Annotated in this window: 17 protein-coding genes; 16 read left to right on the top strand and 1 reads right to left on the bottom strand. The window is 37.5% G+C overall.

Annotated features, from left to right (window positions below; genetic code table 11):
• The first annotated feature begins 109 nt into the window (after nucleotides 1–109).
• From ACFQZ9_RS04880 to ACFQZ9_RS04855, 6 genes are all read left to right on the top strand, one after another.
• On the top strand, nucleotides 110–1,783 hold the full coding sequence (locus ACFQZ9_RS04880; protein WP_498942558.1) for a flagellin N-terminal helical domain-containing protein: 1,674 nt from the start codon (nucleotides 110–112) through the stop codon (nucleotides 1,781–1,783).
• Nucleotides 1,784–1,852: 69 nt separating this feature from the next.
• Nucleotides 1,853–2,218, top strand: coding sequence for a DUF8042 domain-containing protein (locus tag ACFQZ9_RS04875; protein WP_498942557.1), 366 nt, complete (start codon nucleotides 1,853–1,855; stop codon nucleotides 2,216–2,218).
• Between the two features lie 18 nt (nucleotides 2,219–2,236).
• Nucleotides 2,237–2,434, top strand: a complete 198-nt coding sequence (locus ACFQZ9_RS04870; RefSeq protein WP_498942556.1) for a YjfB family protein — start codon at nucleotides 2,237–2,239, stop codon at nucleotides 2,432–2,434.
• Nucleotides 2,435–2,475: 41 nt separating this feature from the next.
• Nucleotides 2,476–2,883 (top strand): hypothetical protein, encoded by a 408-nt coding sequence (locus tag ACFQZ9_RS04865; RefSeq protein WP_498942555.1) that lies wholly within the window; start codon nucleotides 2,476–2,478, stop codon nucleotides 2,881–2,883.
• A 356-nt stretch (nucleotides 2,884–3,239) separates the two neighbouring features.
• Nucleotides 3,240–4,097: a GGDEF domain-containing protein gene (locus ACFQZ9_RS04860; RefSeq protein ID WP_498942554.1), complete on the top strand. Its 858-nt coding sequence runs from the start codon at nucleotides 3,240–3,242 to the stop codon at nucleotides 4,095–4,097.
• 51 nt (nucleotides 4,098–4,148) lie between these two features.
• Complete coding sequence (locus ACFQZ9_RS04855) at nucleotides 4,149–5,369, top strand: EAL domain-containing protein (protein ID WP_498942553.1); 1,221 nt, start codon at nucleotides 4,149–4,151, stop codon at nucleotides 5,367–5,369.
• A gap of 210 nt (nucleotides 5,370–5,579) precedes the next feature.
• Here ACFQZ9_RS04855 and ACFQZ9_RS04850 read toward each other — a convergent pair whose 3' ends face one another.
• Nucleotides 5,580–6,029, bottom strand: a complete 450-nt coding sequence (locus ACFQZ9_RS04850) for a V4R domain-containing protein (protein ID WP_498942552.1) — start codon at nucleotides 6,027–6,029, stop codon at nucleotides 5,580–5,582.
• A 132-nt stretch (nucleotides 6,030–6,161) separates the two neighbouring features.
• Between ACFQZ9_RS04850 and ACFQZ9_RS04845 the strand changes: the two genes are divergently transcribed.
• From ACFQZ9_RS04845 to ACFQZ9_RS04800, 10 genes are all read left to right on the top strand, one after another.
• Nucleotides 6,162–6,332 carry a hypothetical protein gene (locus ACFQZ9_RS04845; RefSeq protein WP_498942551.1) on the top strand — a complete coding sequence of 57 codons (171 nt, stop codon included), beginning with the start codon at nucleotides 6,162–6,164 and terminating at the stop codon, nucleotides 6,330–6,332.
• Between the two features lie 246 nt (nucleotides 6,333–6,578).
• The gene (locus ACFQZ9_RS04840; protein WP_498942550.1) at nucleotides 6,579–8,576 is read left to right on the top strand and encodes a methyl-accepting chemotaxis protein; all 1,998 of its coding nucleotides are present in this window, start codon (nucleotides 6,579–6,581) and stop codon (nucleotides 8,574–8,576) included.
• 99 nt (nucleotides 8,577–8,675) lie between these two features.
• Complete coding sequence (locus tag ACFQZ9_RS04835; protein ID WP_498942549.1) at nucleotides 8,676–10,685, top strand: methyl-accepting chemotaxis protein; 2,010 nt, start codon at nucleotides 8,676–8,678, stop codon at nucleotides 10,683–10,685.
• Nucleotides 10,686–10,860: 175 nt separating this feature from the next.
• Complete coding sequence (locus ACFQZ9_RS04830) at nucleotides 10,861–12,864, top strand: methyl-accepting chemotaxis protein (protein ID WP_498942548.1); 2,004 nt, start codon at nucleotides 10,861–10,863, stop codon at nucleotides 12,862–12,864.
• Between the two features lie 132 nt (nucleotides 12,865–12,996).
• Nucleotides 12,997–13,359, top strand: a complete 363-nt coding sequence (gene flaG, locus ACFQZ9_RS04825; protein ID WP_498942547.1) for a FlaG family protein — start codon at nucleotides 12,997–12,999, stop codon at nucleotides 13,357–13,359.
• Between the two features lie 334 nt (nucleotides 13,360–13,693).
• Nucleotides 13,694–13,960 carry a flagellar biosynthesis anti-sigma factor FlgM gene (gene flgM, locus ACFQZ9_RS04820; protein WP_498942546.1) on the top strand — a complete coding sequence of 89 codons (267 nt, stop codon included), beginning with the start codon at nucleotides 13,694–13,696 and terminating at the stop codon, nucleotides 13,958–13,960.
• Nucleotides 13,961–13,982: 22 nt separating this feature from the next.
• A complete protein-coding gene (locus tag ACFQZ9_RS04815; protein ID WP_498942545.1) occupies nucleotides 13,983–14,468 on the top strand; it encodes a flagellar protein FlgN in 486 nt (161 codons plus the stop codon).
• 35 nt (nucleotides 14,469–14,503) lie between these two features.
• Nucleotides 14,504–15,997, top strand: a complete 1,494-nt coding sequence (flgK, locus tag ACFQZ9_RS04810) for a flagellar hook-associated protein FlgK (RefSeq protein ID WP_498942544.1) — start codon at nucleotides 14,504–14,506, stop codon at nucleotides 15,995–15,997.
• Between the two features lie 10 nt (nucleotides 15,998–16,007).
• Nucleotides 16,008–16,901, top strand: a complete 894-nt coding sequence (gene flgL / locus ACFQZ9_RS04805) for a flagellar hook-associated protein FlgL (protein WP_498942543.1) — start codon at nucleotides 16,008–16,010, stop codon at nucleotides 16,899–16,901.
• Nucleotides 16,902–17,012: 111 nt separating this feature from the next.
• The gene (locus tag ACFQZ9_RS04800) at nucleotides 17,013–17,654 is read left to right on the top strand and encodes a flagellar brake protein (RefSeq protein WP_498942542.1); all 642 of its coding nucleotides are present in this window, start codon (nucleotides 17,013–17,015) and stop codon (nucleotides 17,652–17,654) included.
• Nucleotides 17,655–17,789: the final 135 nt, after the last annotated feature.

The following is a 17,789-nucleotide window of genomic DNA, read 5'->3' as shown; positions in this document are numbered from 1 at the left end:
AATTATTATTTATTTTTTCTTTGATAATAACCCAATCGGGTTTATTATAAATAATCTTTAAAAGGGTAATATCCCCAATAAAAATATAAACTAGGGAGGAAAAAATAACATGATTATTAACCACAATATTACAGCACTTAACACTTATCGTCAGTTGAACACCAACAGTAACGCTCAAGCCAAATCTATGGCGAAACTATCTTCTGGTCTTCGTATCAACAGTGCTGCTGACGACGCGGCAGGTCTATCTATCTCTGAAAAAATGAAAGGTCAAATCCGTGGGTTGGACCAAGCAAGCCGTAACGCACAAGATGGTATCTCTCTTGTAAGTACTGCTGAAGGTGCTTTAAACGAAACTCATGACATTCTTCAACGTATGCGTGAATTGTCTACCCAAGCTTCCAACGGAACTGCAACAGATTCTGACCGTGGTGCAATGCAAGATGAGTTTAACCAATTAACTTCTGAGATTAACCGTATCGGTAACACTACTGAGTTCAACACACAAAAACTGTTGAATGGTGGAATTGGATCAAATAGTGGAGATAAGATTACTCAAGCTACTAGCGCGTCCCTTACACTGAGTGGGGCGACTACTAATGCTGCGTCTACTTCGAAAATCACAGTGGACAATCTAACGTTCGATCTGAGCAGTGCTGGAACTTTGACTGGTAGCGGTGCGGCTTCTGACATTACTGCTCTTGGAAACGTAACGTCTGGTGGAACGAAGTTGTCTGATGTGGTAGATATCACTCAAACTGCGAGTGGTGTATTAACGTTCACCGCTAAATCTCAAGGTGCAAACAGCACCATTACTCTTGACGATGGCGGTGCCGATGATGCTGGGTTGGGTGCGGTTGATGCTACTGATGCTAAGACGGTTCATGGTACATCCACCACTGTTGAACGTACAGGTGTTGAAATGACTACAGCACTTGGTGGTGGTAACACGATTGCAGCTAACTCTTCTTTCCAAGTAACCGTTGGATCTAATAGTGCAGTTACTGTTAATATTGGTGGTCCAAATGGCAAGACCTATGATACTGGTAATAGTGACTCAAATGTCGCTAAAGCAGCGATGCAGGACCTCGTTAAAGATGTGAATGCTGCTTTACAACAAGCTGGTTTGAGTGGTCAAGTAACTGCATCTCTCTCCGATACAAATAAATTACAGTTTATTTCGGAAACTGGTAAGGATATTTCACTTACTGATGGTACTGGTACACCGCTAGCGGCGATGGGTTCTACGGCAGCAACTGACGTTAAAGGTAACATACAGCAAGTAGTAGGACCTGGTGCTCAAGGAGTTGGGTATAACGTTAAATTCCAAATTGGTGCAAATACTGGACAATCAATGTCCTTAACTATCAATGATATGCGTTCTTCTGCACTTGGTATCACTGGAAATGCAGGCCAACAAGGCTTTACTACTGCTAATTCAGTTTCAAACGGAACTGATGATATTAAAACAGAAGCTGCATTGAATATCTCTTCAGTAGATGATGCTTCAAAAACAATTGCAGTTATTGATAAAGCAATCCAAACAGTTTCTGCAGAACGTTCTAAATTAGGGGCTGTTCAAAACCGTTTGGACCACACCATCAACAACTTAAATACATCTAGCCAAAACATCACTGATGCACAATCTCGTATCTCAGACGTAGATATGGCAAAAGAAATGATGAATCAAACGAAGTCCAGTGTTCTTGCACAGGCTGCTCAAGCAATGCTTGCTCAAGCAAACCAACAACCACAACAAGTACTTCAATTACTTCGTGGATAATTTTTATAAAGGAGACCCTATTGTGTCAAGGGTCTCTTTTTTCTATAAAATCAAAGGAGGGATAGACAGATGGAAAAGTACAACGATGTGATGAAACGGATCTTAGATTTAACGGAGACAATGGAAGAAGGATTAACTCATATACACAACCAAGTAAATGAAGGATATTTTGAAGCATCTGTTCCTTTACTACAGGGTGTAATCACTGCCTTTGCGTCGATTGAAAAGAGTATCTTAGATATTAACAACCTGCGACAAGTAGATTTCAAAGAAGTGTTTCAAAACTTAAGACAAGGATTTAACGTACTAACCGAATCCTATGAACAAGGTAGTGGAGGGAAGGCTTTAGAAATCCTCCAGTTTAACGTTCTTCCCATCTCAAAAAAATGGAAAGCAGCTTTAGAGCAGTCTTTTGAACCTTATCTTGTATCATAAATGAAAGGGGATGTTGAAATGGACATAGCAAGTTTATCTATGGGCATAAGCCAATCCAAACTGCATCAAGATGCAAGTATAGCGGTCATGAAAATGGCAATGGATACAGCAAAAGGACAAGGGGATATGGTTAACGAACTACTTAGCCCTCCAACCCAAGCAATGGAACAATCCGTTCAGCCACAACTAGGTGGTATTCTAGATATTCGAATATAATTCATAGAAATAATAACAATCGTGATATTGGAGGAAGGAATATGTCATCCATCAACGATTATCCGACTTCCAGGATATTCAACATGTTTTCATCTCAACCTGGAACTAGAGAATATTTTCAATCTCATGTTGATGAATGTATTGCAACGATTGAAAAAGGAAAAGAGAAAGTAGCTAACCAAGTGAAGCCAATTACACAAGGGGGCTATGCAAACATAGAGCCTGGGAACTATCCTGACCTTATCACAGGACAACCGATTTCTAATTTCCACCCGTTCTTTCCTGACAAGGAAGCTGTTGGAGGTCAAATCAAAGAAGTAACGTATGATGCTCTTATGGCACCTCATAGTGTTCCATATCCAGATATCACAACTGGAACACCTGTAGATAAGTTTAAATTTGTAACAAATCCACCGGCAGTGGGAAAAAATTTGAACGTGTCTATTTAACAGTTTCTTCTGATATCGTGACAACCGTGAACCTAGGAGGAACGCGGTTTTTTGTGTTTTTACATAAATACCGATGCATGCCAATACCCGAACATTGTCGAAGATTAATAGTTAATTTGATTTGTAAATCAAGGAATTTATAATATTATCTCTATTCAATATGACTTTCCAAAAATTTTAAATATCTTTTTCCCCAAAAACAGCTGAGTGTATGTATGATAATTAGATTCAATCATCAGCTGTTTTTTTTCTATTTTACTAAACCTTTTATAAAAACCGCCGATTACTATAGTAAATGCTTCATAAATGAGTAAACAGTTGGAGTTTAAATCCAATCGGAAGAGGTTTAAAAAATTTTGCAAAGAAAATATCTATATTGGTCAATTATTGTCCTTTTTACAATTTTTCCAATAATCATAGACTTTACTTTAAAAGAAGATTTACAAAGACTGTCTGCTTCTATTTGGTCACTTTATCGCATACCTACAATCTTAATCATGATCCTGTATCCGAGATGGAAAGTTATTTTTGGAACAGCAATCTTCTATTGTTTTTTGAAGTATACCACTTATTTTACAGAAGAGGACTCCATTAGCCTCATTGAGATGGTGGCACTTATTTTCAATTCCTTAGTGAATGCGGCTATTCTGTTAACGGTGAGTTACTTGCGATTAAGATATATCAAATTATTAAAGCAAATGCAGAAATTAATTGTCATTGATTCGGTGACAGGATTGTATAACCGAAGATACTTTGACTTGTATATGGAAAAAACGATTCCATTTATGAAAAGGATCAAAAGACCGTTGATTCTGCTTATGCTGGATATTGATCACTTTAAACAGGTCAATGACAATAATGGTCACTTATGCGGGGACCAAGCCCTTAGACATATTTCTGAAATTATAAAAAGGAATGTCCGAAACACGGATGCGTATGTTCGTCTTGGCGGGGAGGAGTTTGCGATTATTTTGCCCAACACCCAGCTAGCTGAAGGCCAATCAATTGCCGAACGGATACGAGGAGCGGTCGAACGATCAAACTTTACTTATAAACATATACCCGTTCCTATTACAATTAGCATCGGGGTTACATTGTACTGCGGAGAAAATGTGGATGATTTTATTGAAAAGGCAGATCAAGCCTTGTATCGTGCAAAGGAAAGTGGAAGGAACCAAGTCGTTTGTTTTGATGCATTGCAACTGGCCAATTGATTATAAATAAGTCCTAATGGGCAAGTTTTAATACTTTGGGGGAATAGGAAAGTGGAATTCGCAAGTGAAAAATTTCAATTAGAAACAGAACTCAGAAATGCTATAGAACGGAAAGAATTCCGCCTTTATTATCAACCAAAGCTTGATTTGATTACGGGAAAATTAAAAGGGGTGGAGGCGTTGATTCGCTGGGAACATCCCGCAAAAGGACTGGTTTCACCGGCAGATTTTATTCCTTTAGCAGAGGAAACAGGATTAAATATTCCTATTGGAGAATGGGTACTTCATACGGCATGTTTGCAAAATAAGGTATGGCAGGAAGCAGGCTTATCACCTTTTATGATGTCTGTTAATATCTCCGCACGTCAGCTTTACCAATCAAATTTTGTGGATTGTCTCCGGCATATTCTAATAGAAACAAATCTTTCCCCGGAATACCTTGAACTTGAGATTACAGAAAGTGTGGTACTCGATACAAGTTATAGTCTCCAAATCATAAGGGAATTAAAGCGGATGGGGGTACAAATTACTTTGGATGACTTTGGAACCGGATACAATTCCCTCCACTATTTAACTGAATATCCAATTGATAGTATTAAAATAGACCGTTCCTTTACATTTAATTGTACAATGGACTCCAATGATGCCATGGTTGTAAAAATGATTATTTCTTTGGCACACAAGTTGCAAATTGAAGTGATTGCAGAAGGGATTGAAACCAAGGACCAATTGATTTTTCTGCAACAGCATTTTTGCCATCAAGGGCAAGGATATTTGTTTAGCAAACCGTTGCCGCCCGAAATCCTAATTCAACAATTAGCTCAAATCGAACAAATTTTTAACCGTGAAGGAATTGGAACTGAAGTATTTAAACAAGGTTTGATTGGGGAAGCATCAGAAACCGCCCGTCAGGAATTAGCCGAAACGGTTAAGCAACACCATGGGATTATTTTTCGCTTTAAAGAAGTAAATGGTAAGTTTATTCACACAGTTTGCGATGGTGGATTATTGTATCGAATGCAAATTACACCAGAACAAGTAATTGGAAAAGAGTTGAGAGGCTTATTTCCTAATCCAATCGCGGAAGAAAAAGAAAAATATTACCGTAAGGCTTGGGAAGGAAAAGAGAATGTAATGTATGAAGGAGAATTTAATGGCATTAATTATCTTGTTTCCTTACGTCCAATTCAAAAAAGAGGACAAGTGATTGGTGTGGTTGGTTCAGTTTTTGACATTACGATACAGAAGCAACGGCAAAAAAAGGGCGATTAATTTACAAATAAATTGGGCTGTTTCTTTTTGTTAATGGGAGGTAAATTATTATGATCATTAGTTGAAAAGATTTTACTATAATACGATATTGATGGGAAGGCTTACTGAATAAGCATAGATTTGCCGGGCAGTATAACTGCCCGGTTTATGTATGTTCACTATTATCATTTATCCGAATTTCAACCTATTTTATCCGTGAATTAAAATTTTTTAAAGCAATCGAATCCGATACTCGCAGTGGCTGTCGCCGTTTACATTACATTTTTCTTCGCTGACCATTACTCTTCCATCATAGAAGCGTGAAATTGCCCCTTCTATAATTGCCCCCTCTAAGTCACAGACTTTATTTCCAGGATGGGGCGGAAGTCCTTTGCAGAAGCAATCGTCAATTTTAACAAGATATTCATTTTCTTTTGAGTCCAAAACTGTTGGAATTCCAATTTTTAATTCTTGAAAATGGGCAAGGACTTCATCAATTTTTTGAACCGGCAAACTTTGGCCAATCTTTCTTCCCACCGCAACGGTTGTATTTTTCCCATTCATTGGCAACCCTTGATACATTCCGATTAAACGAACCGATCGGAAAAGCTCCAACGGGATCATCGCCCCTAATTTCCTTCGATTAATTTTCTTCATATCCTCATACGTAAATAATTCCACTATTGTTCCCTCCATTCATATGTATGTCTCTATTTTGACAGAGGTTAAACTTGGAAACCTTGATTTAAGTCAAGTTTTTTTACAAGATTTAAAGATAATCTTAAGTTATACATTGGGTAAAGAGGGGTCATTATGGACAAAGCGATACTGCATCAATTTCAGACACCCATAATTCTAGTAAACAATCAAAGGGAAGTGATCTTTACCACTCATGCGTTCAATGAGAAAAGCGGGTACGGTTGGGATGAGCTTCGGTATATGCTGCAGCATCATTACGTTGAAAACATGAAGGCTATGGTTTAATTTAGTAACGCTCTTGCGGAATGCAGGAGCGTTTTTAAACGTTTATTTAAATCGCTGATAAACTCTGCCGATTGGCCGATGAACTTCTGAAAATCGCCGATAGAATGTAATTTTCCCCTATCCTATTATGAAATTCCTGCAATTTCCGATAAAAATTGACAAATAATGAAATAATGGTATAAATTTTTAATATGTCAAAAGTTTTGCTACTATAGTACTATTTTATTCTCAAAATGGAGGCAATCTATGAAAAAAGTCAAAATAGCAAACTCACTACTTGTTCGAATCATTGTTTTCCTTCTTCTTTTTATGGTCATTCCGATTTCCATTGCCGGCTCTTATTTATATGGCGAAGTCAAGAAAGATCTAACGCAAATGGAAAAAGAACGCGTTTCAATTTCAAATCAAGCATCTAAAAAACTATTTTACAAATTTGGAGAAAATTTATTAGTCGTTATAAAATCGAATTCTCACTGGGAGGATAATCGTGCTGCGGTAAAAAAGAAAGATATTAACTGGATTGATGAAAATGTTAACTCGGAAATAGAGGCGATTCCAAATGTTTCTTTCATTGCAACTACTGATCTAAATGGCAGCGTTCTTACGCAGGTTGGCGATGTGAAAGAGTTCACGGGAACATTAGCGAATAAAGAAATATTGGATAGGTTGAAAAACCAAACTGAACTTTCAGGGTTAGTGGAAACTTCAAAAGGGTTAGCTGTGATTGCTGCGTCTAAAATCACAGACGAGGATGGGAAGGCAAAGCCGACAGGTATTTTAATTTTTGGAAGAATCCTTGATAATCAGGCTATAGGAGAAATTAAGGATACGCTTGAAGATGATATTGCCTTATTAACGAATAATGGCATCATGTTATCCACTTCAAAGGAAATTACAAGAGACAACTTAACTCAAAATCTAGCCAAAATAAAGAAGAATGAAAAAGTAAAGCTATTTGAAACTACTAACCGTAAGAAAATGGAATATGCACAAATGAGTACCTCTTTAATGGATTTTTCAGGCCATTCAATCGGTGTGTTACATATCTATCAAAAGCAGGCCACAAGTACGAAAGTAAAGAATCAATTATTAAATGTTAATTTTATCATTGGATCCATATTAATACTGATGATTGTACTATTATCCTTTATCATTTACCGATTGATGATTAAGCCAATTCAACACATTGTTTCCGTTTCCGAAGATGTTTCTCATGGAAACCTATCTTCGGCAGTCATACAGAAAGTGAGTAACCGGAAAGATGAATTAGGTAAACTGGGTTATTCCATGAATAAAATGATTGAAAACTTTCGAACGTTAATAAAAGAGGTGGTTCAAACCATTGAGCAAGTAGCTGCTTCTGCAGAACAGCTCTCTGCAAGTTCAGAACAAACCACACAAACCACCCATCAAATTTCAGCTGCTATCCAAGAGGTAGCTAGCGGATCGGATACACAACTTAAAGGTACAATGGAGTCTTCGCATGCTGTAAAGGAAATGGCGGAAGGGATTCAGCGTGTTGCTGAGACGGTTTCAGTCATTTCAGATCATTCTATACAAACGGAGAAAGATGTAGAGCAAGGAAACCAATCCATCCTGAAGGCAGCACAACAAATTGAAAAAATTAATGTTTCTTTTAAAGAATCAGCATCCATTGTTCAGCAATTAACGGAAAGTTCGAATGAGATTGCCAAGATTGCCTCATCTATTTCCGAAATTGCAGATCAAACGAATCTCCTATCGCTAAATGCAGCAATCGAGGCCGCGAGAGCCGGTGACCAAGGCAGAGGGTTCGCGGTAGTGGCAGAGGAGGTACGGAAATTAGCTGTTCAAACTTCCGAGTCTGCTGAACTTGTAGCAAAATTGATTGAAGAAATTAAACATGTATCTGTTTCTACTGTTCAATCCATGGATAAGGTGAATAAAGAATTAAATGAAGGTTTAAACCAAATTGATCATGTTGAAAAGGTATTTGAGCAAATTCTTTTGTCTGCCAACCATGTAGCGGTCCAAACTCAAGAACTATCTTCTGTATCGTTGCAAATGTCAGAACATACGGAAAAGGTTTCTTCTTCCGTGGAGGAAGCAGCTCAAATAGCCAGAAATTCAGCGAATTCATCGAAAAATGTAGCGTTTTCTTCAAAAGAGCAGCTGCGGGCAATGGAGGAAATTACTTCTGCGTCGGGATATTTAACAAATATGGCGCAGGAATTAAAGAAGTTGATTAACCAATTTAAACTGTAAATTTATTCTCAACAATTCAAATTTTTTTCGTACGGCTAAACTCTTTTTTAAAACTTCCGAAAAATATTAAGGTAACGAAAATTTATTTGGGGGTTTTATATGGAACAGCAAAGGAGAGTTTCATCTAAGTTAAATTGGAATAGCGCAAAAACAAAATTAATTGCAGGTATGACAACAGTAGCGATTATTCCAACGATTTCAATTGCACTTATTTCCAATTCAGTTACAAAAAATGTTATTCATGATCAAGTTTCGGACTCAAATCTTCAAATTACAAAACAGGCTAATGAGAGATTGAATTACATGATGCAGGGTGTTGCCAATCAGCTGGATTTGCTAGCTCATAATTCTGACTTTACAGAGTTTTATCAAAACAAAAAGAATAAAAAATTTGCTGATGAACTGTTAGACGGAACATCCAAAACAAATTCAGAATATTCTTCTGTTTATTTTGGAACTACCAAAAGGCAGACTATTTTGGCCCCAAAGGTTGACCTCCCGGAAGGCTATAATCCAACACAACGGGATTGGTATAAAGCAGCTGTTGAAAATAAGGGAAAGGTTACGTATAGTGAGCCATATATTGATGCATTTACAAATAAACAGGTTATCACTCTTTCAGAGACGGTATCGGACAAGAAGGGAAATTTAGTTGGGGTAGTTGCCATTGATATGTTCCTAAGTGAATTTTCCAAATCGATTAATGAAATTAAGATTGGTAAGAAAGGGTATATGACTATACTCGGACAAAACGGGAAATTTATTTCAACCCCCGAAAAAAATAAAATAGGCAAGGCTGCTCCAGTATGGAAAAATATAAAAGAAAATACAGAAGGTACGAGTGAGTACACATTAAATGGAGTGGAAAAATTTTCAGCCTATACCACAAATAAAAGAACAGGTTGGAAATTTGTTTCTCAATTAGATCAGTCTGAAATTATTGGTGACGCAACGAGAATCAGACATATTGGATGGATTCTGACTGTCATTTTTGGCCTGTTATCTGCCCTTTGCGCTTATATTTTTGGCCGCCGGATTGCACGTAATATTCTCTCCGTCAGGGATGCTTTAGAGACGGCTTCAAAAGGTGATTTTACTGCGAGGGTTTCTGTTATGGCTAATGACGAATTTAAGGATTTGGAGCGAAGCTTTAATCATACAATGGAGCAATTATCAAAATCGCTAGGGAAAGTAGGAAAATCGTCTAAAACAACTTCAGAAACATCTGCCCATTTATCTGATATGACAAGAGAGGCAAATGCCTCCTTATCGGAAGTGGCTCTTGCCATTGATGAAATTGCAAAAGGTGCCACTCTCCAGGTTAAAAATGTCCATGTGAGCTTTGAACAAATGAGAGAATTATCTAAAAAATTGGATGGAATTTCTACTGTAACCGAGGGGATGAACAGTGTTTCAGAACGTTCGATGGAATTAAGCAATAAAGGTTTGGAACAGGTTGAATTCCTATCAGATAAATCTTTAAAAACTAAATCCTCTACAAATGAGGTCACTTCCATTGTAAAAGATGTAGAAGGTCGAATGGAAGAAATCAACACGATTATAGAGGCCATCACCAGAATCACCGATCAAACCAATCTACTTTCGCTAAATGCGTCCATCGAATCCGCTAGAGCTGGGGAGCACGGAAAAGGTTTTGCTGTAGTTGCAAATGAAGTAAGAAAGTTAGCTGATCAATCAAAGACATCTGCGGATGAAATTAAGCGAATTGTTGAAAGTATTAAGGCAGTAGTGAAAAGGGCTGTTCATGCAATGGAACAAACCAATCAGGTGGTAACAGAACAAGATACGGCCGTAAAAGAAACGCAGGTCATCTTCAATGAAATTTTAACAGCCGTTCAGGAATTGGCAGAGCGGGTTGAGGATGTTCGGGTTTCCGTCAAAGACAGCCAGCATAATAAAGACCTCGTCACGCAGGAAATGGACAGTATTACGGCTGTATCAGAGGAAACAGCAGCGGCAACAGAAGAGGTAGCGGCTTCGGCCGAACAAATTTCGGCAACCATGAATTCTTTTACCGAACATGCCAATGGCTTAAAAGAATTATCAGAGCAATTGGATGATGAAATTAAAAAATTTAAATTGGAATAGTGAATAAACCCGTCTTTTCTTTTAAAGGATGGGTTTTTTATATTTTTTGACCTTTCTTTCAAAATTCACTAAACATATTTTGTCATTTGCCGATTATTAATTATGGTGAATTTTATCAAAATTTATCAAAAAATTTTTGAATAGGCTTACAAAAAAATAATCCGGAGGATTGCAAATGGAACAGAAAAGGGGTTCAACAAAGTTTACATGGAACAGTGCAAAAACGAAGATAATTGCCGGGATGGCAGCAACAGCATTAGTTCCTACGATTTCAATTGCACTTATATCAAATTATGTTACACAAAATGTTATTTCTGACCAAGTTTCTAACTCCACTCTTCAAATGACAAAACAGGCGAGCACAAGTTTGGATTATAAAATGGAGGGCGTTGCCCACCAGGTTGACTTATTAGCTCACAATCTTAATTTTACAGAGTTTAATCAAAATAAGAATCGTATTTTTGCAAAAGATTTAATCCATGGTACCGCAAATACCAATCCGGAGTATGCCTCCGTTTATTTTGCCACAACCAAAAAAGATATGCTTGACTCCACAACCGACACGATTCCGAAAGGATATGACCCGACAACCCGGGATTGGTTTATTAGTGCTGTTAATCAAAATGGAAAGACAGTTTATAGTGAACCATATATCGATGCATTTACGAAAAAAATGGTATTAACTATTTCACAGGCTGTATTAAATAAAAAAGGGGAAGTCGTTGGGGTTGCCGCAGTTGACTTATATATTAGCAACTTTTCTAATACTATTAGTCAGATAAAAATTGGCAAGCGTGGGAATATGACCATTCTCGGGCAGGATGGGAAATTTATCTCCAACCCTGATAAAAAGAAAATCGGCAAGAAATCACCCTTATGGGGGAAATTTGATGGGAAACAACAGGGAACCATTGACTATACACAAAACGGCGTAGATAAATTTTCAGCCTATACGACCAATCAAAGAACGGGCTGGAAATTTGTATCGGCTTTGGATAAGTCCGAAATCGTCGAAGATGCGACCAAAATTCGAACGATCGGCTGGTATTTAACCATCATCTTCGGCTTATTGTCCGCTATGTGTGCCTATATTATCGGCAGACGAATCGCCAGAAATATTAATTCTGTTAAAGATGCATTAGAAACAGCATCTAAGGGTGATTTTACTTCAAGGGTTTCTGTTAAAACAAAGGACGAATTCAAAGATTTGGAATTGAGTTTCAATAACATGATGGAGCAATTATCAATCTCACTTGAGAAGGTCGGGGACACATCCAAAACAACATCCGAGACTTCTGCCCATTTATCCATGATGACAAGAGAGGCTAATGCTTCCCTATCGGAAGTTGCCCTAGCTATAGATGAGATTGCCAAAGGAGCCACATTACAGGCTAAAAATGTTCATGTAAGCTTTGAACAGATGAAAGAGCTATCCAAAAAATTAGATGGAATTTCCTCTGTAACAGGGGGAATGGAAAGTGTTTCCCAGCGTTCAATGGAATTGAGTAATAAGGGACTAGAACAGGTTGTCTTCTTGTCAGATAAATCGTTAGAAACAAAATCTTCCACCAATGAAGTCACTTCCATTGTGAAGGATGTTGAAATCAGAATGGAGGAAATCAATACGATTATCGAGGCGATCACGAGGATTACCGATCAAACCAATTTACTTTCGCTTAATGCATCGATTGAATCTGCGAGAGCAGGTGAGCATGGGAAGGGATTTGCAGTCGTTGCAAATGAAGTAAGAAAATTAGCAGATCAATCGAAAGCTTCCGCGGATGAAATCAAACGAATCGTTGATAGTATTAAGACGGTAGTAAGGAATGCGGTATCTGCTATGGAACAAACCAATCAGGTTGTGACGGAGCAGGATGTAGCAGTGAAAGAGACGCAGGCCATTTTTAATGAAATTTTATCGGCTGTTCATGAATTGGCGGCTAGAGTAGAGGAAGTACAAGTTTCGGTTAAGGATAGCCAGCAAAACAAAGATTTAGTCAATCAAGAAATGGACAGCATTACAGCTGTTTCTGAACAAACAGCTGCAGCTACGGAAGAGGTTGCTGCCTCAGCCGAACAAATTTCTGCTACGATGAATACCTTTACAGATCATGCCAACGAGTTAAAAGAGCTTTCAGAGCAATTAGATAATGAAATTAAGAAATTCAAATTGGATTAATAAAAAATAGTATGCCTGTCCTGATCGGGACAGGCATACTGTTTTTTATGAAATATTTTTTTATTCCTATAAACAATATCCAAATTCATCCGATATAACCAATACATATACAGTGTAAAGGTGGGGCTGAAAATGATTGATAAACTATCCATATCGACTAGTAATTCGCCGGATTATCATGTAAAACAAGTGGAAGGTATCCCAAATGTAAAACCCATTTCTGAAGGGGAACATAAACAGCAAACTGAACAGCCAGATCAGAAAGTGAATACGAAAGATAAAACCAAAAAAGTAATCGACAGCATGAATGAATTTTTAAGAGCATCCAATTCACATTTGAAATTCCAGTTTCATGAAGATTTGCAAAAATATTATGCAGTTATCGTGGATGATCAAACAAATGAGGTCATAAAGGAAATCCCTCCAAAGAAATTGCTCGATATGTATGCCTCAATGGAGAAGTACTTAGGGCTTTTAGTAGATAAAAAGGCATAACAGTAGGAGAAAATCAAATGACCTCAGGAGGTGGAATCCATGCAGCTTCCACAAATCCGCCTGCGAACCACTCAACCCACCAAGAAATTCATCAAGTTCCCGTAGATTGATCCATTAAACAGGTTCCTGCTCCAATGACAATTGACCGTCATCCATCACAAGCCAAATTCACTCAAAGGGAGCCAGCAAAATAGGTAATGAAGAAAAGGGTTAAATTTGATACAATCTATAAAGATATGATTCTTTTAATGGAATTGGAACTATTTTCTTTTTTAAATGAACTAAACTTTTTTTTAGATTAACCGATACAAAAAGAGAATAGGAGGGACTGTTCATGAGAATTAATGAAACGAATTATGGGTTTTATTCCTACCAAAATCAACTAAACCGTAAAAATACGGAAAATATAACGAAAAAATCTTCATCTTCTTCGGCAGAAGTCGAAATATCATCCCGCGGCAAAGAAATCTCTCAAGCGGTGATGAGTGAACAAGCACAGCGCCAAAAGCGTGTTCAAGAATTGAAACAACAGATAAGTGACGGAACTTATCAAGTAGATAGCAAAAAAGTTGCGGAGAAAATGATAGATTTTTGGAAGTAATATTCCTTTAGGAGGCAGCAATATGGAATCACACGAAAATTTAATACAAACATTGGAAGCCATGATTGACGCCCATACACGATTACTCGATTTAGCGAAAGAAAAGCGAGCGATTCTTGTTGAAGGAAATACTTTACGACTTCAGGAATTAATCCAACGTGAAAGCTCATGTGTAGGGGAAATACAAAAACTTGAACTAGAAAGAAAGAATTTTGTTCAGAACTATTTTAATCAAATGGGTTTGACCAATCCATCCCCAACACTTGAGGAATTAATTAAAAACGCAAATAATCCTCTTGCAAAATCAACTTTGAATAAAATTGCCCAACAACTGCGCATTCTTGTCAAGGAAATTACGAATATAAATGAGAGCAACCAACAATTAATTCAAACTTCCCTTTCTTATGTTGAATTTTCATTGGGCATGCTTGTACCAAAAGAACCGAACATAGGGTATGGACCTAAATCAGGAAGACGATACGCAAATCTGTTGGATGCCAAGGTATAGGATAATTAGTATTATTGACAAACGGAGGAAACACAATGACTTCAACCTTTCATGGCATAGAGATAGGAAAAAGGGCACTTTTTGCCCAGCAATCGGCCCTTTCTACCACAGGCCAAAACGTATCAAATGCCAATACAACAGGATACACAAGGCAACGATCGGAGATGCAGGCTGATTACTCAATATCTCTTCCTGGAGCAAACGGAAATAATATGCAATTAGGGACAGGTGTTGTGGTTAACAAGATTGTTCGCTTAAGAGAAGATTATTTGGATGTCCAATATCGCGGTGAAAATAAAAATTTAGGATATTGGGATGCCAAAAGTGATACGCTCAGTAAAATTGAAGGGATTCTCAATGAACCATCTGATAATGGGCTCGCGTCGACAATGGATCAATTCTGGAGTTCATGGCAGGAACTTTCCAAAAACCCGGATAGTGCAGCTGCCCGTGGCGTTGTCAGACAAAGAGGGGTGGCAGTTGCTGAAACCTTTCACTATCTTTCCGATTCCTTGGATCAAATGAAGGATGACACCTTACATGTTATAGACACTAAGGTAAAAAGTGTTAATGATATAGTCGATCAAATTGGTAATTTAAATAAACAAATTTCCAGCTTAGTTGCGAATAACTACCAACCAAATGATTTGTATGACCAACGTGATGTTTTAATTGATAATTTATCTAAAATGGTGAACGTGAGTGTTACCAATCATACAAATGGAATCGTAGATGTCGCTATTGGGACAGAATTCCTAGTGAAAGGTACCGATGTCAATAAACTTGAAGGCTTCGACTTAAGTAATGGATTAAAAGATCCAGCTAACATAACCCTCAATGGAAACTCTTTACAGTTGGATAGTGGAGAATTAAAAGGACGAATCGAATCCTATCAAAAAATAATCCCTGAAATGCAAAATAAAATCGATACGTTAGCAAAAACGTTTGCGGATAAAATCAATGGAATACATAAAACAGGTTATCATTTAGAAAATAATGGAGCTGTTGCAGGAAGTGTTGATTTCTTCACTGGAATAAGTAAACCAGATCCAAGCGATCCAAATTCTCGTGTTATTTCTGATACCAATATAACCGCTAAAAACTTTGAAGTGAATTTTGAAATCATGAATTCTTTAGATAAAATCGCCGCCAGTCAAGAAGCTGTTACTGGGAATGGAAAAAATGCCCAAGCAATCGCTGATTTGAAATTTTCAGTAGTTGATTTCAAAGAAGATAGTACGGATTCCTCAAAAACAACATCAACTTCAACAATTGATGACTTTTACCGTAATATTATTGGACAACTGGGAATTGATTCTCAGGAGGCACAGCGCATGCAAGAGAACTCTGATGTGATTGTGAATCAGATCGATAACCGCCGCCAGTCAGTCTCCGGTGTATCGTTGGATGAAGAAATGGCCAATATGATTAAATATCAGCAGGCTTATAATGCCGCTGCACGAATGATAACGACCATGGATCAATGTTTGGATAAAATCATTAATGGAATGGGCAGAGTCGGTCTGTAGGAGGATTTTTATGAGTACGCGCGTTACACAAGGTATGCTTAACCAAAATATGTTATTTAATTTATCTCAAACCAATAAAGCAATGCAAAAATATCAGGACCAGGCGTCTTCTGGTAAAAAAATAAATAAGCCGTCGGATGATCCAGTTTCAGCTGTTCGCGGAATGTATTACCGCTCCTCACTAAATGAGGTGGATCAATACAAGCGCAATGCGGATGATGGTGCCTCCTGGATGAGCACAACAGATGATGCCCTTAATGAGGTAAATTCTGTGCTTCAGCGTGTCCGGGAACTAACGGTTCAAGGCCTTAATGGGACGAATGACCCAAGTGCCCGCACGGCCATTACTCAAGAAATTGATCAGTTAAAAGAGCATCTGGGGGAAGTAGCCAATTCACAGATTGCCGGAAAATATATTTTTGCCGGGACGGATATTAAAAACCCACCCTATCAAACCGCAACTAAAACATTTAATGGTAAAAATGGAAAGATTGATGTACAGGTTGGGCAAACAAATAATGTGCAAATAAATGTCCAAGGGACGGATGTTTTTGGTAAGGATATTAATGGGGATGGGGGTATTTTTAAACTGCTTTCGGATATCTCAACAGGTTTAAGCTCCTCTGATTCATCTTCCACAGACGTTTTGGGAAAATTAGATGCACAAATTGATAATGTTTCAAAAGAACGCTCTGAATTAGGCGCACGAATGAATCGAATGGAATTAAGTCAATCACGTTTAGATGGGTTAGAAGTTTCAACCACTAGTTTATTATCTAGCGAAGAAGATGCAGATATGTCCCAGGTGATTATCAACTTAACGACTGAGGAAAATGTCCAGCGTGCCGCATTATCTGTTGGGGCCCGCATCATCCAACCATCATTAGTTGATTTTTTACGTTAATCAAAGTAAACGTGAACTGCAAATTCTGCAGTTCAATTTTTTTAACTACCAATTTTGGTAAAAAACTATTAAACTGGAATTATCAATAAAAAATAATAGGAGTGGGAGTAAATGTATCCCAAAATTGGACAGAATATTGAGATTTTGATAAAAGATCGGGATTATTCCTGCCGGTCGATTATAGCGGAAATTGGGGAACACGAAATCCTGATCGCTGTACCGCTCAATCGGAGTGTCATTGGAATGTTGGGTAGCGGGACATTAATAGATGTCTTTTTTTTGGAGGAGGAAAATCAATATAAATTCCAAACTGAAATCATTGCAAAAACAAAAGATACGAAAATACCATTATACAGGTTAACAAAGCCGCTGGAGAGTGAGATTATCCGAATTCAGCGCAGGGAAAATTTTCGAGTCAACAGCAATTTACGCCTAATCGTAAATGAAAAGGAATTAGCCACCATCAATATAAGTGTAGGCGGGTTGCTATTTTCGGATGGAATGGATAATCTTCTAGAGATTGGTGACCAGATTTCCGGAACCCTGTATATTCCAAATCCCCAAAACAAGGATATTGATCCGATTAATTTCAGTGGAATGATTAGACGAGTAAATTTGATAGAAAAACCGGAAAGAAAAAACATTGCTGTCGAATTTACCAATTTAACGCAGCGTGATCAAATGAAAGTCATCCAGCATTGCTTTGAAAAACAAAGACAAATGCGATTGGTTGAAAAAGATAAACGCAGGTAAATAGGCTATAAAATTAACTCTTCTTTTTAAGAAAGAGTTTTTTTATTAGGAAATCAAAATAAATAGAGGGTTTTAAGAATAATAGATTTACAAATCTTTACATAATTAATATAATTATAGTGTAAAGGTATACTT

Origin of the sequence: Neobacillus sp. GCM10027624 (assembly GCF_042675345.1) — a bacterium.
Lineage (GTDB): Bacteria > Bacillota > Bacilli > Bacillales > Cytobacillaceae > Neobacillus > Neobacillus cucumis_D.
The sequence above is the reverse complement of the archived record's forward strand: the minus strand, read 5'-3'. Positions and strand labels throughout refer to the sequence as shown.

Coding starts and splice junctions, on each gene's coding strand:
- ACFQZ9_RS04835 (WP_498942549.1), top strand. CDS start 8,676: ATGGAACAGCAAAGGAGAGTTTCATCTAAGTTAAATTGGAATAGCGCA.
- ACFQZ9_RS04870 (WP_498942556.1), top strand. CDS start 2,237: ATGGACATAGCAAGTTTATCTATGGGCATAAGCCAATCCAAACTGCAT.
- ACFQZ9_RS04880 (WP_498942558.1), top strand. CDS start 110: ATGATTATTAACCACAATATTACAGCACTTAACACTTATCGTCAGTTG.
- flgK (WP_498942544.1), top strand. CDS start 14,504: ATGACTTCAACCTTTCATGGCATAGAGATAGGAAAAAGGGCACTTTTT.
- ACFQZ9_RS04815 (WP_498942545.1), top strand. CDS start 13,983: ATGGAATCACACGAAAATTTAATACAAACATTGGAAGCCATGATTGAC.
- flgL (WP_498942543.1), top strand. CDS start 16,008: ATGAGTACGCGCGTTACACAAGGTATGCTTAACCAAAATATGTTATTT.
- ACFQZ9_RS04865 (WP_498942555.1), top strand. CDS start 2,476: ATGTCATCCATCAACGATTATCCGACTTCCAGGATATTCAACATGTTT.
- ACFQZ9_RS04840 (WP_498942550.1), top strand. CDS start 6,579: ATGAAAAAAGTCAAAATAGCAAACTCACTACTTGTTCGAATCATTGTT.
- flgM (WP_498942546.1), top strand. CDS start 13,694: ATGAGAATTAATGAAACGAATTATGGGTTTTATTCCTACCAAAATCAA.
- ACFQZ9_RS04800 (WP_498942542.1), top strand. CDS start 17,013: ATGTATCCCAAAATTGGACAGAATATTGAGATTTTGATAAAAGATCGG.
- ACFQZ9_RS04830 (WP_498942548.1), top strand. CDS start 10,861: ATGGAACAGAAAAGGGGTTCAACAAAGTTTACATGGAACAGTGCAAAA.
- ACFQZ9_RS04875 (WP_498942557.1), top strand. CDS start 1,853: ATGGAAAAGTACAACGATGTGATGAAACGGATCTTAGATTTAACGGAG.
- flaG (WP_498942547.1), top strand. CDS start 12,997: ATGATTGATAAACTATCCATATCGACTAGTAATTCGCCGGATTATCAT.
- ACFQZ9_RS04845 (WP_498942551.1), top strand. CDS start 6,162: ATGGACAAAGCGATACTGCATCAATTTCAGACACCCATAATTCTAGTA.